Annotated in this window: 13 protein-coding genes; 7 read left to right on the forward strand and 6 right to left on the reverse strand. The window is 61.4% G+C overall.

The window, feature by feature from the left end:
• Nucleotides 1-525 precede the first annotated feature (525 nt).
• The 4 genes from SB822_RS33185 to SB822_RS33200 form a co-directional block, all read right to left on the reverse strand.
• On the reverse strand, nucleotides 526-1,995 hold the full coding sequence (locus SB822_RS33185; protein WP_410856531.1) for a mechanosensitive ion channel domain-containing protein: 1,470 nt from the start codon (nucleotides 1,993-1,995) through the stop codon (nucleotides 526-528).
• A gap of 238 nt (nucleotides 1,996-2,233) precedes the next feature.
• Nucleotides 2,234-2,593 (reverse strand): copper resistance protein CopC, encoded by a 360-nt coding sequence (locus SB822_RS33190; RefSeq protein ID WP_410856532.1) that lies wholly within the window; start codon nucleotides 2,591-2,593, stop codon nucleotides 2,234-2,236.
• Between the two features lie 13 nt (nucleotides 2,594-2,606).
• On the reverse strand, nucleotides 2,607-3,488 hold the full coding sequence (locus SB822_RS33195) for a hypothetical protein (RefSeq protein ID WP_007585219.1): 882 nt from the start codon (nucleotides 3,486-3,488) through the stop codon (nucleotides 2,607-2,609).
• A gap of 113 nt (nucleotides 3,489-3,601) precedes the next feature.
• On the reverse strand, nucleotides 3,602-3,988 hold the full coding sequence (locus tag SB822_RS33200; RefSeq protein ID WP_410856533.1) for a DUF2946 domain-containing protein: 387 nt from the start codon (nucleotides 3,986-3,988) through the stop codon (nucleotides 3,602-3,604).
• Nucleotides 3,989-4,179: 191 nt separating this feature from the next.
• Between SB822_RS33200 and SB822_RS33205 the strand changes: the two genes are divergently transcribed.
• Entirely contained in the window at nucleotides 4,180-4,533 is a 354-nt protein-coding gene (locus tag SB822_RS33205; protein WP_007585228.1) for a DUF1428 domain-containing protein, read from the forward strand.
• Between the two features lie 16 nt (nucleotides 4,534-4,549).
• Here SB822_RS33205 and SB822_RS33210 read toward each other — a convergent pair whose 3' ends face one another.
• On the reverse strand, nucleotides 4,550-5,896 hold the full coding sequence (locus tag SB822_RS33210) for a metallophosphoesterase family protein (protein ID WP_007585230.1): 1,347 nt from the start codon (nucleotides 5,894-5,896) through the stop codon (nucleotides 4,550-4,552).
• Nucleotides 5,897-6,543: 647 nt separating this feature from the next.
• Between SB822_RS33210 and SB822_RS33215 the strand changes: the two genes are divergently transcribed.
• The 3 genes from SB822_RS33215 (at nucleotide 6,544) to oxlT (ending at nucleotide 9,539) form a co-directional block, all read left to right on the forward strand.
• Nucleotides 6,544-6,843 (forward strand): hypothetical protein, encoded by a 300-nt coding sequence (locus tag SB822_RS33215; protein ID WP_007585231.1) that lies wholly within the window; start codon nucleotides 6,544-6,546, stop codon nucleotides 6,841-6,843.
• Nucleotides 6,844-7,069: 226 nt separating this feature from the next.
• Nucleotides 7,070-7,789 (forward strand): GntR family transcriptional regulator, encoded by a 720-nt coding sequence (locus SB822_RS33220; RefSeq protein WP_007585232.1) that lies wholly within the window; start codon nucleotides 7,070-7,072, stop codon nucleotides 7,787-7,789.
• Between the two features lie 430 nt (nucleotides 7,790-8,219).
• Nucleotides 8,220-9,539: an oxalate/formate MFS antiporter gene (gene oxlT / locus SB822_RS33225; RefSeq protein WP_410856534.1), complete on the forward strand. Its 1,320-nt coding sequence runs from the start codon at nucleotides 8,220-8,222 to the stop codon at nucleotides 9,537-9,539.
• A 228-nt stretch (nucleotides 9,540-9,767) separates the two neighbouring features.
• Here oxlT and SB822_RS33230 read toward each other — a convergent pair whose 3' ends face one another.
• A complete protein-coding gene (locus tag SB822_RS33230) occupies nucleotides 9,768-10,148 on the reverse strand; it encodes a hypothetical protein (protein WP_410856535.1) in 381 nt (126 codons plus the stop codon).
• A gap of 279 nt (nucleotides 10,149-10,427) precedes the next feature.
• Here SB822_RS33230 and SB822_RS33235 point away from each other — a divergent pair, with 279 nt between their 5' ends.
• The 3 genes from SB822_RS33235 to frc all read left to right on the forward strand — a co-directional run bounded on the left by SB822_RS33235 (nucleotide 10,428) and on the right by frc (nucleotide 14,395).
• On the forward strand, nucleotides 10,428-11,147 hold the full coding sequence (locus tag SB822_RS33235) for a GntR family transcriptional regulator (RefSeq protein ID WP_079501116.1): 720 nt from the start codon (nucleotides 10,428-10,430) through the stop codon (nucleotides 11,145-11,147).
• A 231-nt stretch (nucleotides 11,148-11,378) separates the two neighbouring features.
• A complete protein-coding gene (gene oxc / locus SB822_RS33240; protein ID WP_007585241.1) occupies nucleotides 11,379-13,118 on the forward strand; it encodes an oxalyl-CoA decarboxylase in 1,740 nt (579 codons plus the stop codon).
• Nucleotides 13,119-13,144: 26 nt separating this feature from the next.
• The gene (gene frc / locus SB822_RS33245) at nucleotides 13,145-14,395 is read left to right on the forward strand and encodes a formyl-CoA transferase (protein ID WP_007585242.1); all 1,251 of its coding nucleotides are present in this window, start codon (nucleotides 13,145-13,147) and stop codon (nucleotides 14,393-14,395) included.
• The last annotated feature ends 45 nt before the right edge of the window (nucleotides 14,396-14,440 follow it).

The raw sequence follows: 14,440 nt of genomic DNA on the forward strand, positions 1-14,440 counted from the left end.
TACAGTCTGCCGTGCCAGATAGTCCACCGCCGCCCAGGTGGCAAACTGTGTGTAGGCCATAGTGCCTTACATGCCTCACTCCGGACCGATAGCGCACGCGTTCCACCCTGTAAGAGCGCAAGGTTATACGACGCGACAACCTACACACAGTTTGCCACCTGGGCGGCGCAAACCATTCGCTGCCGCCTGCCCGTGCACGGGTATTCGAAGCGGGTGAGGCGCTCATTCGAAGCGTTGGCAACGCACGCAAACAAAGATGTTGCCGTGTGAAGCGTGGGGCCGTTGGGGGCCCGTGGACAAGAACACGAGCTGGCGGTGTGAGCCGCTTTCTTTTGCCTACTTTTCTTTGCGGCGGCAAAGAAAAGTAGGTGCCGCCCCGCACAGGGGCGACGCTTGAAGCACGCTAACAAAACGCGGATGCCAGCGAAAAGACCGGCACACCAAACCCGCCCGCGCCGAGAAAACGCAAACACGGATGCCAGCACAAAGCCCAAACCACCATCCAGCGTCGCAGACAAAAAAACCTCAAAACGTCAGATCATGCAACTTCTTCATCCCATCCAGCAGCCATTGAAAAATCGACTGCTCCGACTGAGCAACAGGCGTCGGCGTCCCGAGCTTACCCAACGTATCCTGCCTCCGCGACAGCATCTGACACATCTCCCTGGCGACATCGGGCTTATCCTTGAGCAGCGGCGTCAAGTCCTCCTTCTTCAACTGATAAACAGTCGCCGACGTAAGCGCCGAGATCGTCACACGCGCCGGCATGCCTGCCAGCAGACCGAATTCGCCCAACGCATCACCAGGACCAAGACGAGTCACTTCGACAGGCCCAGACGCATCTTCAGCCACAACAGAAAGCACACCCGAATCGACAATGGTCAAATGGTCGAGCACTTTGTCCGGCGTGACCACTGTATCGCCGCGCTCATACGAGCGACGTGAAAGCATAGGCGCGAGACGCTGCAACTCCTCCGCCGTCAACGCGGCGAATATCTCCACGCGCCTCAGCAGCGCAACGCGCGGATCGGTCTGCTGCGCCAGCGAAGGCGAAGAAGGCGCATACCCAACCCCGAGCGGCTTCAACTCGACGCCCGCCGCCTGCAACTGCCGGTAACACAAGTCAAAAAGCTCATTCGTGACGGCGAGTTTCTTGCCCATGTCGTCGACATACGCAGTCGCCTCGTACGTAACGGACATGATGCTGGTCCGCTTCACGATCGCATACGGCGCCGGATCGGCGATCACCGCTCGCACGCCCGCAAGCGCTCGTTCCAGCGCGGCCAGCACCACGCTCGGGCGCGCTTCGGGCGTGATTTCCAGCATGAGGGTGACGCCGTGCAGCGACGGCGGCCGGCTGCTGTTCGTGATCTTCGCCTTCGCCGCAACGGCATTCGGCACGATCACGATATTGCCTTGCGAGGTCAGCAGATGCGTCGCGCGCCAGTTCATCTCCAGCACCTTGCCCTCGACGCCGTCGATGATCACCCAGTTGCCGATGTGATACGGCTCGGTCGTGTTGATCACGATGCCGGCGAACACGTCGCTGAGCGTGCTCTGGATCGCAAGGCCAAGCACGATGGCGAGCGCGCCCGATGTCGCCACCAGCCCGCGCACCGGCAGCTCGAGCACGAAGCCGAGCGCCGCGACGACCGCCGCGAGAAACACCACCGCGCCGAACACGTCCGAGAAGAGCCGTTGGCGGCGCCAGGTCTGCGGCAACAGCAGCGTGTCGAGCGCCAGGCTCAGCAGGCGCGCACCCATCAGCCACCAGATGATTTCCAGCACCTGGCCAAGCACGTGCAACGGCTTCGAATCCGCGTAGGGCGCCTGCGAGAACGGACTCAGGCCCGAGCCGAATAGCAGCGCGCTGAACGCCGCGTAAATGCACAGGCGCACCAGCAGCCGCGCCACTTCGTTTTTGGGTGTGGTGCAACGCCAGATCACGACATCGACTGCGACGAGCGCAAAGCCAAAAATCAGCGGATTGTTCACGCACACTCCATAGCGGGGTTGAACGGTCAAAGCGACGTGCAGGCCAGCCGCTTGCAATCGTTGTTTCAATGGTCGTTTGCAACGGCTGTTTGCGACAGTAGCACGGCCTCGTGCAACGCGGCGTCATGTCCAGTTCCATGACGCCGCGCGTCGCGCATTCGGCCCATTTTTTACGACATTTTTAATCGCGATGCAGCAGAGCGGACGTGGGGTTCGGCACCCGCTGTTACTGCACGCGTCACTTCACATTGAACGAGTAGTCGCCGTGCGTGCGATGACCGTCCGATGCCACCGCGACCCAATGCACCGTGTATTTCCCTGCGGCCAGCGCGGGCAGCGCGACGGACGCGACGCTCGGCTGCTGCGCATCGACCGCCGATTTCGCGGTGCTCACCTGCTTGCCCGCCGCATCCGTGACGGTCAAGGAACTGAAGCCGGGCTCGAGCGGGCCATCGAAGGTGATGGTCACCCTGGCAGGCGCTTCGACGGTCGCGCCCGCGCCGGGCTCCTGCTTCTGCGGAAACACATGGGCCAGCGCCGCGAGCGGCGTCAGCATGAGTGACAGCGCGAGCGCCGCCACGAGTCGTGTCGTGTTCATGATGGTGTCCTCGTTACGGGAAAAGCGGTTTGCCGATGGTCGTGGGCGCGATGTCGTCGAAGAACAGATGCGCCTGCACCAGCACGCCGACATGCGAACCGCTTGCGTGATTCACGGGGATTTGCGCCTCGATGCCGAATTGCCCATAACGGTTGATCCAGATGACGCCGGGGTTGATCGTGCCCGTGGTTTGCCCCTGGCTGCGCGACAGCGGAATTTCAACGATCGGTATCAGGTTCGCGAGCGGCTGCGGCAAGCCGACGTCGCGCACATGCTGCTGCAAATAGGGCAGGCTGTATTGCACGGTCACGCCGTAGTTGAACGCGTTCGGCTGGCCCGCGCCCGTCGTGAGCGCGGGTCCTGCTTCGCCTGTGATCGCGATGGGGCGCAGATACGCGAGCGAATCGGGCAGGTCGCCGAAGCCCTTGCCGGCGAAGATCGTCGGCGAGATGGTCGAGAAGCTCTCGCCGATCGCGTGGCTGCCCGTGCCGCCCAGGTCCGCGTCCACACCGACAGACGTCATGAACTCGTGCGCTTCGTTCACATACAGCAGGTACTTGAGCCCGACGCTGAAGTTGTCGAAGCCGTGCGCGGTCGGATTGTTCTGCCCGACATAGGCGCCTCCGATCGACACCGCGAGGCGCGGCGTAATCAGCTTGTCGTATTCGAAGCTGAAGCTGTTGACGCTCTGGTCGCCATCGTCGCCGCGCACGCGCTGGTGGCCATATTCCAGATTGAGTTCGTCGCTGACGCCCGGATCGTCGACGGCCATCGTGGCGGGGAAGACGCGGTCGCCTGCAATGGCGTGCGCATGAGAAATGGACGGAACGAGCAGGGCTGCAAGGATGCAGCCGGCGAACGGCAGCGTGCCGCGCCTGGCGTGTCGGGTATTCATGTAGGTGATCCTGAGTGAGAGCGCGCGCCGGCCGCGTACGCGCCTGAAAGCGGCAACGCGGCGTGCGCGAAAACAGCAACACCGTGACGGCGTTGCGGGTACGCGGGTTCGACTCAGAGATGCACGGGCGGCGCGCGCGGCTGCGCGCTTTCGAACGGCGTGATGAGCGCGACGCTGTCGAACCGAACCGCCACGCGCTGCGTGATCGCGGCGACCGTCAGCGCGAACGTCGACGGCGACGCGGGCAGCACGGGAATATGCGCGAGCAGGCTGCAATAGCCGCACGCGTGCCAGTGCGAGGCGAGCGTGTGCGTATTGCCGGTGTCGTCCTCTTGGGTGTCGGCGGGACTGGCCGTTTGGGCGGAGCAGAGCGCAGCGGCGGGATCGTATGCGCCGCGGCTGGCCGCAATGGCCTGCGAGACAGTAGGTGCGAGCGCCGCCATCAGGATCGCAAGCAATCCGAGAATGCAGCCAATCTTCCGATGGAACCGGCTCGCCATGTTGAAAACGTGTGTAGATGCTGCGCGGATTATGACATTGGCGCGGCATACGGTGCATGCCCGCCGCGCATTCGGACAGGAAAATCTTCGCGAAGCTGTCGATTTGCTGTCGCGTCGATCGTCGTCTGTGTAGAACCGGGCAGCGGCGCTTTTTATGCCCGGCATCTGACGACTTTGCACAGGAGGCGGCAATGAACTACGTGGATGGATTCGTGGTGGCAGTGAAGGCGGAGAATCGCGAGGTTTACCGCAAGCACGCCGAGACGGCGGCGGGCGTGTTCAAGGAGTACGGCGCGCTGAACGTCGTCGAATGCTGGGGCGACGACGTGCCCGAAGGCAAGCTCACGTCGTTCCCGCTGGCCGTCAAGCGCGAGCCGGACGAAGTGGTCGTATTCTCTTGGGTCGTCTGGCCTTCGCGCGCGAAGCGCGACGAAGGCATGAGCAAGGTCATGGCCGATCCGCGTCTTCAACCGGATGTGATGACGATGCCGTTCGACGGCAAGCGGCTGATCTACGGCGGCTTCGAAGTGATCGTCGACGTGTGACGGCGTTCAGCGGGCGCTAGAGCGTTTCCGTGAACATGGGCGTCGTGCCGTCGCTGCTTTCGTAGTACTCCGCCGACGCCTGCCCACTCTGCGCGCCTTGCCCGAGCCGGATGATCGTGAAGCCGTGCATATAGATCTTGTCCGCCTCTTTCAGCAGCACGTTCTGCAGCGCGGGCGGATTGACGATACGTGTGTCCGGCGCGTTCTCCGGTCCGTCGACGATCACGGGCACCGCGCCATGGCCGATGCAGCGTCCGCGGTTCAATCCGAGGTACGGCTGATAGATGCTCAGGTTGTGCTCGTGGCCCCAGAACCATGCGCTAACCGGTTGCTTCGCGGCTTGTGCGAAACGCTGGAAGCTCGCGAGCAGCTTCGGGTTGTGCGCGACGAGCTTGCCGCCCGTCTGCAACGGTCCAATCTGCGACAGCGCGGAAAACAGCTGGTGATGCGACAGCAGGATCGTCTTGCCGCTGAATTCGGCGATGCGCTCGACGATCCAGTCCTCTTCGTCCTGCTCGATAAACGTGAGGACTTCCGTTCCGTCGAACGGGTTGTAGTCGTGCAGCCCTGTGTCCAGCGCGATGAACTGCCAGTCGTCGTTGCGCAGGCAGAAGAAGCTGGCAGGCTGAAGGCGCGCGTGATCGTTGAGCGTGTCGATCAGCCCGTAATAGCCGGCGCCGCCCGAGTACATGTCGTGGTTGCCCGAAAGCGTGTAGACGGGCACGTCCTTCGTGCTGCGCGAAAGCACGCTGTCGACGATGTTCCTGAAGTTCGCATCGCATTCCTGCGGGGTGCCCGAATAGTAGATGTCGCCGAGATGAATCACGACGTCGGGGTTTTGCAGCGCGGCCTGCTTCAGCAGATCCACAGCGACGTCCGTCCCGGTGCCCCAGTCGGCGATCAGCGCGACTGTTGCGCCTGCTTTCAGTGGAACCGTCACTGGGCCGATCGCGGCCGCGCGCCGGTAAGGAATCGACGCGCGCTTGCCGTCCGGGCCGAAGTACTGCATGTAGCTCTCGATGACCTTGATCCACGCCGGATCGCAGACGTTGAACCGCAGGTCGTTCTCGATGCTGTCGGCGCCGGCCGCGTCGCCGCGGGCGCGGGCTTCCATCAGCGCGAAGCCCATCTTCGCGCAGGTCCAGGCGTCCTGCGCGACTTCGTCCGGTGCGACGTCGGGCAAGGCCGATTCGCCTTGCGACTTCAGCGACGCAATCGTCGCTGCCGCATTGACGAGCGCGTTGTTCGCTCCAGGCCGCGAGGCGAGCGTCGTGGAAGGCGTCGTACTGCGCACGACCTGATCGACGGCTGACTGGAACAGCGAGACGAATTGATCGCGGAAGCTCTCGGGTTCGACGGCCATGGCGGTCTCCAATGATCGGATTGGCAAAATCCGTATTGCATATTGCGGCTTTTCGAATTGAATGCGAAAGCCGGGAGTAATGTTCGCGGTATTGAAGCTTGAAGCAGGCGACAGGCTAGTGGATCAATTCAGCTAACACCAAGACGATTGGCTCAACACAATTTGCATGAAGGGCAATGCGTGATCCGATATAGCCGGGCATTTTTTGAACTGCAATGGCGTTTTGCCGAGCGCGTTGCTGCTATGTCGGGCATGCCGCACGAGCAGGTGCTGCTGCATTAGACGAATTTCTATATCCGCTTTGGACTCGGCCGCGAATTCGATGTTAACCAGGCTTTATGGCCAATTTATATTGACGGTTTGACAAATGCGGTTGAGCCGGCGGACTGGACCTGGCGGTTTTTTCTCACGCGCGAACCTGTGCCGCCGCGCTCATTGCTTGCGACTTCTGGATGCTTTTCCTATTCAAATGCGGGCGATTTCGCCAATGCTGAATCGCTCGATTGCTCGCCGTCGATGCGCCCATCGCCGGGTTCGACGGCTTCTATCGCGCCTGCTGATTCACCTGAGCCACTCAAACCATTCAAGCTTTTCGCGCCGCTGCCGATAACGTGTCTGGCCGTCCCTCCTGCAAAGCCCTATCCAAGATGCGTTTGTCCAAGACCGAGTCCGTACTGCTCACCGTTGCCGTGTTCGCCGTCGTCAGTTTCAGCGGCTGGCTCCAGAGCGAAATGAAGCACGCCGCGCGTGAGCGCAACCGGCACGACATCGGCACGATCGTCGAAGCCGCCTGCGCAAACCTGAACGCCGCCGAGCTCGAATCCAGCGACGCCGGCCAGCTGCAATGCGGCACGATTGCGCATGAAGCGCCGCGCGAAGCGTCCTCGGCGCCCGAGGCTTTGACGGCAGCCGCGACGAGCGCCGCATCGACAGTTCCTAATCCTTAGGCTCTTTTGCCGGGCACACGCTACACTGCGCGACGCGCGTGGCGAAGCTGCGCAGCCAGCACCGATGCGGCTTTCATCGACAATACCTCACGCGCTGATATACTAAATACGTTCACAGTCCGCGTGACGATGAGGGCAGTAGACGGGCGCGGGTACGGGAGCGGCACAGTGCGCCGCTCGAGCCAACTACGGTGCTCATTCGCACCGACCGGATCAGAGGCGATGCATGTCGTCAGAACTTGACAGTCAGCCAGCGGCTACGCCGTTCACCCTGTCACTGCAACCTATCGGGACGAGCGCCAGTCTGCGTGATCGCGCATACGCGATGCTGCGCGCGGCAATCGCCGATGCCGATATCTATGCGTCGCGCGACGAAATACGCCTCGACGACCGCGCGCTGAGCGAATCGCTGGGCGTGAGCCGTACGCCAGTGCGCGAGGCGATGACGCTGCTCGAACAGGAAGGCTTCGTACGCACGATCCCACGCCGGGGCATCTACATCGTGCGCAAGAGCAAGCGCGAGATCGTCGAGATGATCCAGATGTGGGCCGCACTGGAAAGCATGGCCGCGCGTCTTGCCACGCTGCACGCAACGGACGAAGAAATCGCGCGGCTGCGTCACATGTTCGACCAGTTCCGCGATTCGACGCCGGCCGAACATATCGCCGAGTACTCGGATGCGAACATTGCGTTCCATCAGGCCATCGTCGAGTTGTCGAAGTCGCAGATCATCCTCGACACGATCAAGAACATCTTTATCCACGTGCGCGCGATCCGTCGCATGACGATTTCGCAAAGCGACCGCGCGTCGCGTTCGATCGTCGATCATCTGCGCATCATCGAGGCACTGGAAAAGCGCGACACCGAACTCGCCGAGCGTCTGGTGCGCCAGCACTCGCTCGACCTCGCCGCCTTCATCGAGGCAAATTGCGACTTTCTCGATTGAGAGCAGTCGCTTCTCTCTGATCTACCGCGGACATCCGTTCCCGGATGTCCGCATCTTCCCTCATTGCCAACCGGCGAGCTTCTCTGCGCGCCCCGTGCCATCGCATCCATAAACGATCGCGAATGCATTCGATAAGTTTCTTTAATTATTCCCAATCCCCTGTGCGCTCTTACGATGGGTTCTCCCAGATGCGTTCCGTTTTAAGGGTTAACGCGTGCAATGACCGTTTTTAAGCGCAACGCATTGGGGAAAATCCGCAGGCCGCTGGAATAAAAATGTAAAGACTGAAACCTGTTTGAATGGTTAACTACGCAGGTCTGTCGAAAGTCCCCAGCGCCGGGTAGAAGAGAACAGCAAGGCGGATGCGGGCAGCGCGATCACGAATCGCGCCGCTTGCATCGAAAACACTAGAAATGCGGAGACGATGCTCATGAATGGAAACACCCGACAGGCGACGGGAAGCGGTCTATTTTCGAACCGTTGGTGTCAATTGGTGATCGGCATGCTGTGCATGGCACTGGTCGCCAACCTTCAATATGCCTGGACGCTCTTCGTCGCGCCGATGAACGCGCGGCACCACTGGGGCGAAGCATCGATTCAGCTTGCGTTCTCGATCTTCATTGTCACGGAGACGTGGCTCGTACCTGTAGAAGGATGGCTCGTCGACCGTTTCGGTCCGCGTCCCGTCGTCGCGGTCGGCGCGATCTGCGCGGGCCTCGCGTGGATGCTGTTCGCGCATGCGACGACGCTGCCTGAGCTGTATATCGGCTCCGTCGTCGCCGGCATCGGCGCGGGCGGCGTGTACGGCACGTGCGTCGGCAATGCGCTGAAGTGGTTCCCGGACAAGCGCGGTCTCGCGGCGGGCCTGACGGCGGCGGGTTTCGGCGCGGGCGCGGCCGTGACTGTGATTCCGATTGCAAACATGATTACGCGCTCAGGTTATGAGCACACGTTGCTGTTCTTCGGCATCCTGCAAGGCGCGGCGATCTTCGTGCTGGCGCTGCTGCTGCACAAGCCGTCGACGCGCGCCGTATCGAACATCAAGCGCAAGTTCGCGGTGAGCAAGATCGACTACACGCCAGGGCAGATGATCAAGACGCCCGTGTTCTGGGTGATCTATGCAGCGTTCGTCGCGGTCGCGGCGGGCGGCCTGATGGCGACGGCCCAGCTCGGCCCGATCGCGAAGGACTGGGGACTCGCGAAACTGCCGATGACGATGTTCGGCATGACGCTGCCGCTTCTCACGATGACGCTGTCCATCGACAACATCTGCAACGGCTTCACGCGTCCGCTGTGCGGCTTCATCTCGGACAAGATCGGCCGTGAGAACACGATGTTCGCGATCTTCATCGGCGAAGGGCTCGCGTTACTCGGCATGATGCACTACGGTCAAAACCCGTACGCGTTCATGACGTTCGCGGCGCTGATCTTCCTGTTCTGGGGCGAGATCTTCTCGATCTTCCCGGCCATCTGCGCGGATACGTTCGGCAGCAAGTTCGCTGCGTCGAATGCTGGCACGCTCTATACGGCGAAGGGCACGGCGGCGCTGCTGGTGCCGCTCGCGTCGGTGTTGTCGGCCACGGGCGGCTGGAACCTGGTGTTCATCGTCTCGGCCGTCGTTACGATAGCGGCGGGCGTGTCGGCCAAGTTCGTGCTCGCACCGATGCGCGCACGGTTGATCGAGTCGGGGACGTCTGCGTCCTCTTCGTCGGCCAACGCGTCGCGATTAAGCGCAAGCTCGGGCGAGTGAGGCAGGGCGCCGTTCCGGCGCTGCGGATTCATCATTGAAATCTTGAAGCGGTGCGCGGCCTGAAGGGGCGGCGCGCCGCTTTGTTTTTTTGTCCGCCTGAATCTCGCGGGTTTGCGCCGACCCCACTCTCTCAACAACTCAACAATCGACGAGCCAATAAAAAATGTCCCGCGCTTCATCAGCGCGGGAGATTGCTTGCGTCCTGCTTCGTGTGCGGCTTGCCGTTCTTCAGGCGCCTGCAAGAGCAGGCACACCGTCATCGGCAAAGTACTGCGAAAACGAAAAGCCCGAACGATTCGAACGATGCGCATCGCTCGACGCCTCGATACGCGTCGGCAGCACCTCGGCCGTGTGCGCGCTCTTCTTCGCGAGAATCGCCGCGCTCAGGAACTCGGCGCTGTACGCATTGAGCAAATGCGCCTGATGCGCCTCCAGATAGGCGACGACGCGGGCGTGCTCGCCGTCGATCGTCGCAAGCGACGTCAGCGTCTGCGCGTCCCAGCGGAAGCGCAAACCGAGGTCGGCGAATGCGCTGTTGAACGCGCACAGCTGCGCCTCGATTGCGCGCTCGTAGTGAGTCCGGTGTTGATCGTGTGCGTTGCGCATCATGCTCTCCAGTTCATCGATTGCGTGAAGACAGCTTAGGCGCGTCGATAGATTCACGATAGTTAAAGTTTTCTTTGAAAACTATTCGCTAACGTTTATGGATAGCCTGCTACAGACCTAGGGTGCAGGAGAATTGGTGGCGACTAGATATGTGATATACAGTATTGCACATATGCAAAGCGGTATTTTCAGACATGCAGAAAGGCCGAACGACCGCGCCTGATCCGGCGCTTCCGTCGAGCGGGCCACCACCGTTTTCGACACCGAGGAGACACGTCGACCATGTCCACCGACACGCAAGAAAATGTCCGCACGATCCCGTTGAGCCTGAATCTCACGCCGATCAGCGCGACAGCTTCGCTGCGGGATCAGGCGTACGCGCGACTCAAGCACGCGATCGCGAACACCGACATCTATCACTCGCGCACCGAAGTGCGGCTGGATGAAAAGGAATTGACCGAGGCGCTCGGCGTGAGCCGCACGCCAGTGCGCGAGGCGATGACGCTGCTCGAACAGGAAGGCTTTCTGCGCACGGTGCCGCGCCGCGGCGTCTACATCCTGCGCAAGACGAAGAAAGAGATCGTCGAGATGATCTGCATGTGGGCCGCGCTCGAAAGCGTGGCGGCGCGTCTGGCGACACAGCGCGCTTCGAACGAAGACATTGCCGGGCTGCGCGCGATGTTCGACGACTTCCATTCGACCATGCCAACCGATCACATCGAGGAGTACTCCGAGGTGAACATCGCGTTTCACCAGGCGCTCGTCGAGCTATCCGGCTCTCAGATCATCCTCGACACGATCAAGAACATCTTCATGCACGTGCGCGCGATACGCCGCATGACGATCGCGCAGAGCGACCGCGCGTCGCGTTCGATCGAAGACCACATGCGCATCATCGAGGCACTCGAAGCACGCGATACCGAACGCGTCGAGACATTGGTGCGTCAGCACTCGCTCGATCTCGCGCTGTATGTCGAAGCGCATTGCGATTTTCTGGACTGAGGGCCGCCGCCACTGACATAAAGCGACCCCAGGACTATCCCGAACGGGCACTTGATGCGATGCACGATTCAGGCGCCCAGACCCTTCAGACACAAAGCGCTAGCCAACTTTTGCACTGCAGCAACACCGGATGAAACTTGAAGCACCTGCAAAAATCCGTTGACTAATATTGTGTTTGGAATATTGTATATCACGAGACGCCACACAACACCCGGCCAAGGAGGAGACGTCATGGCAGATGTACTTGAGATCAGACCGCAAGAATCCGCTGAAGAGAACGCACAACAAACGACGGACGGTTTCCACCTCGTCATTGATGCACTTAAAGCGAACGACATCGACACGATTTTTGGTCTGGTCGGCATTCCTATCACCGACCTCGCGCGCCTCGCGCAAGCCGAAGGAATGCGCTTTATCGGTTTTCGTCACGAGCAGCACGCAGGTCATGCAGCCGCTATCGCGGGCTACATGACGCAAAAGCCCGGCATCTGTCTCACAGTGTCCGCACCGGGCTTCCTGAACGGCCTCACGGCGCTCGCCAACGCCACGACGAACTGCTTCCCGATGATCCTGATCAGCGGATCGAGCGAACGCGAAATCGTCGACCTGCAGCAAGGCGATTACGAAGAGATGGACCAGTTGAACGCGGCGAAGCCGTACGCGAAGGCTGCGTATCGCGTGCTGCACGCGGAAGACATCGGCGTCGGCCTCGCGCGTGCGATTCGCGCTGCCGTGTCGGGCCGTCCGGGCGGCGTGTATCTGGATCTGCCGGCGAAGCTGCTGTCGCAGACCATCGACGCCGTGAAAGCGAAGCAGTCGATCATCCGTGTGATCGACGCCGCGCCGCGCCAGTTGCCCGCGCCCGATTCCGTCAAGCGCGCGATCGATCTGCTGAAGGGCGCAAAGCGTCCGCTGGTGCTGCTCGGCAAGGGCGCAGCGTACTCGCAGGCCGACAAGGAGATCCGCGCGTTCATCGAAAAGACGGGCATTCCGTATCTGCCGATGTCGATGGCCAAGGGCCTGCTGCCCGACACGCATGAGCAATCGGCTTCGGCTGCGCGTTCGTTCGTGCTGGCCGAGTCGGACGTCGTCGTGCTGATCGGCGCGCGTCTGAACTGGCTGCTGTCGCACGGTAAGGGCAAGACGTGGGGCAAGCCGAAGCAGTTCGTGCAGATCGATATCTCGGCGCAGGAAATGGATAGCAACGTCGCGATCGCGGCGCCTATCGTTGGCGATATCGGTTCGTGCGTCGCGTCGCTCCTCGATCAGGTTGGTGACAACTTCCCGCAGCCGCCGAAGGAATGGCTCGACGCCGTCAGCGAGAAGAAGAACACGAACCTCCAGAAGATGGCCGCGACGCTCGCGAAGAATCCGTCGCCGATGAACTTCCACAGCGCGCTGCGCGTGCTGCGCGACATCGTCAAGGCGAACCCCGACATCAACGTCGTCAACGAAGGCGCGAACACGCTCGACTATGCGCGCGCCATCATCGACATGTATCAGCCGCGCAAGCGCTTTGACTCGGGTACGTGGGGCGTGATGGGCATCGGCATGGGCTTCGCGATCGGTGCAGCCGTGACGAGCGGCAAGCCGGTGCTCGCGATCGAAGGCGATAGCGCGTTCGGCTTCAGCGGTATGGAACTCGAAACGATCTGCCGTTACGACCTGCCCGTGTGCACGATCATCTTCAACAACAACGGTGTGTATCGCGGCACCGACGTGAATCCCACGGGCGGCAAGGACGTTGCGCCGACGGTGTTCGTGAAGGACGCGCGCTACGACAAGATGATCGAGGCATTCGGCGGCATCGGCTACAACGTGACGACGCCGGAAGAACTGGATAAAGCGGTGAAGGAAGCGATCGCATCCGGCAAGCCGACGCTCATCAACGCAGTGATCGACGAAGCGGCCGGCACCGAAAGCGGACGCTTGACAAATCTGAACCCGCAAAGCGCGGCAATGAAAAAGTGACATCAGCCAACCACGGAGATACAAAAGTGAGCAAACCACTCGAAGGCGTCAAGATCATTGACTTCACGCACGTCCAGGCCGGTCCTGCGTGCACCCAGTTGCTTGCCTGGTTCGGCGCGGATGTGATCAAGGTCGAGCGCCCCGGTTCGGGCGACGTGACGCGCAACCAGCTGCGCGACATTCCGGAAGCCGACGCGCTGTACTTCACGATGCTCAACAGCAACAAGCGTTCGCTGACACTCGACACGAAGACGCAGGACGGCAAGGAAGTGCTCGAGAAGCTGATTCAGGAATCGGATGTGCTGGTCGAAAACTTCGCACCGGGCGCGCTGGACCGCATGGGCTTCACGTGGGAGCGCATCAACGAACTGAACCCGAAGATGATCGTGGCTTCCGTGAAGGGCTTCAGCGACGGCCACCACTACGACGACCTGAAGGTCTATGAAAACGTCGCGCAATGCGCGGGCGGCGCGGCCTCGACGACGGGCTTCTGGGACGGCCCGCCGACGGTCAGCGCAGCGGCGCTCGGCGACAGCAACACGGGCATGCATCTGGCCATCGGCATTCTCACGGCGCTGATCGGCCGCGACAAGACGGGCAAGGGGCAGAAGGTGGCCGTGTCGATGCAGGACAGCGTGATCAACCTGTGCCGCGTGAAGCTGCGCGACCAGCAGCGTCTGGACCGCGTCGGTTACCTCGAAGAGTATCCGCAGTATCCGCACGGCGAATTCACCGATGTCGTGCCGCGCGGCGGCAATGCGGGCGGTGGCGGCCAGCCGGGCTGGGTGCTCAAGTGCAAGGGCTGGGAAACGGACCCGAACGCGTACATCTACTTCACGATTCAGGGCCACGCGTGGGATCCGATCTGCCGCGCGATCGGCAAGCCGGAATGGATCGACGACCCGGCATACAAGACGGCCCAGGCACGTCAGCCGCACATTTTCGATATCTTCAACACGATCGAAGCGTGGCTCGCCGACAAGACGAAGTTCGAAGCTGTCGACATCCTGCGCAAGTTCGACATTCCGTGCTCGCCTGTTCTGTCGATGAAGGAAATCGCCAACGACGAGTCGCTGCGTGCGAGCGGCACGATCGTCGAAGTGGACCACAAGGCGCGCGGCAAGTACCTGACGGTTGGCAGCCCGATCAAGTTCTCGGACATGAAGCCCGAGATCACGGGTTCGCCGCTGCTCGGCGAGCACACGGAAGAAGTGCTGAAGGACCTCGGCTACAGCTTCGATCAGATCGCGAACTTGCGGGAAGCGAAAGTGGTGTAATTGTCACCGGCGTATCAATGGGCTCCGGGTTGGACAGGAGAGACG

The organism is Paraburkholderia sp. SIMBA_054 (genome assembly GCF_046534875.1).
Classification (GTDB): domain Bacteria; phylum Pseudomonadota; class Gammaproteobacteria; order Burkholderiales; family Burkholderiaceae; genus Paraburkholderia; species Paraburkholderia hospita.

Coding starts and splice junctions, on each gene's coding strand:
- SB822_RS33235 (WP_079501116.1), top strand. CDS start 10,428: ATGTCCACCGACACGCAAGAAAATGTCCGCACGATCCCGTTGAGCCTG.
- SB822_RS33220 (WP_007585232.1), top strand. CDS start 7,070: ATGTCGTCAGAACTTGACAGTCAGCCAGCGGCTACGCCGTTCACCCTG.
- SB822_RS33195 (WP_007585219.1), bottom strand. CDS start 3,488: ATGAATACCCGACACGCCAGGCGCGGCACGCTGCCGTTCGCCGGCTGC.
- SB822_RS33230 (WP_410856535.1), bottom strand. CDS start 10,148: ATGATGCGCAACGCACACGATCAACACCGGACTCACTACGAGCGCGCA.
- SB822_RS33215 (WP_007585231.1), top strand. CDS start 6,544: ATGCGTTTGTCCAAGACCGAGTCCGTACTGCTCACCGTTGCCGTGTTC.
- SB822_RS33210 (WP_007585230.1), bottom strand. CDS start 5,896: ATGGCCGTCGAACCCGAGAGCTTCCGCGATCAATTCGTCTCGCTGTTC.
- SB822_RS33205 (WP_007585228.1), top strand. CDS start 4,180: ATGAACTACGTGGATGGATTCGTGGTGGCAGTGAAGGCGGAGAATCGC.
- SB822_RS33200 (WP_410856533.1), bottom strand. CDS start 3,988: ATGGCGAGCCGGTTCCATCGGAAGATTGGCTGCATTCTCGGATTGCTT.
- SB822_RS33190 (WP_410856532.1), bottom strand. CDS start 2,593: ATGAACACGACACGACTCGTGGCGGCGCTCGCGCTGTCACTCATGCTG.
- oxc (WP_007585241.1), top strand. CDS start 11,379: ATGGCAGATGTACTTGAGATCAGACCGCAAGAATCCGCTGAAGAGAAC.
- oxlT (WP_410856534.1), top strand. CDS start 8,220: ATGAATGGAAACACCCGACAGGCGACGGGAAGCGGTCTATTTTCGAAC.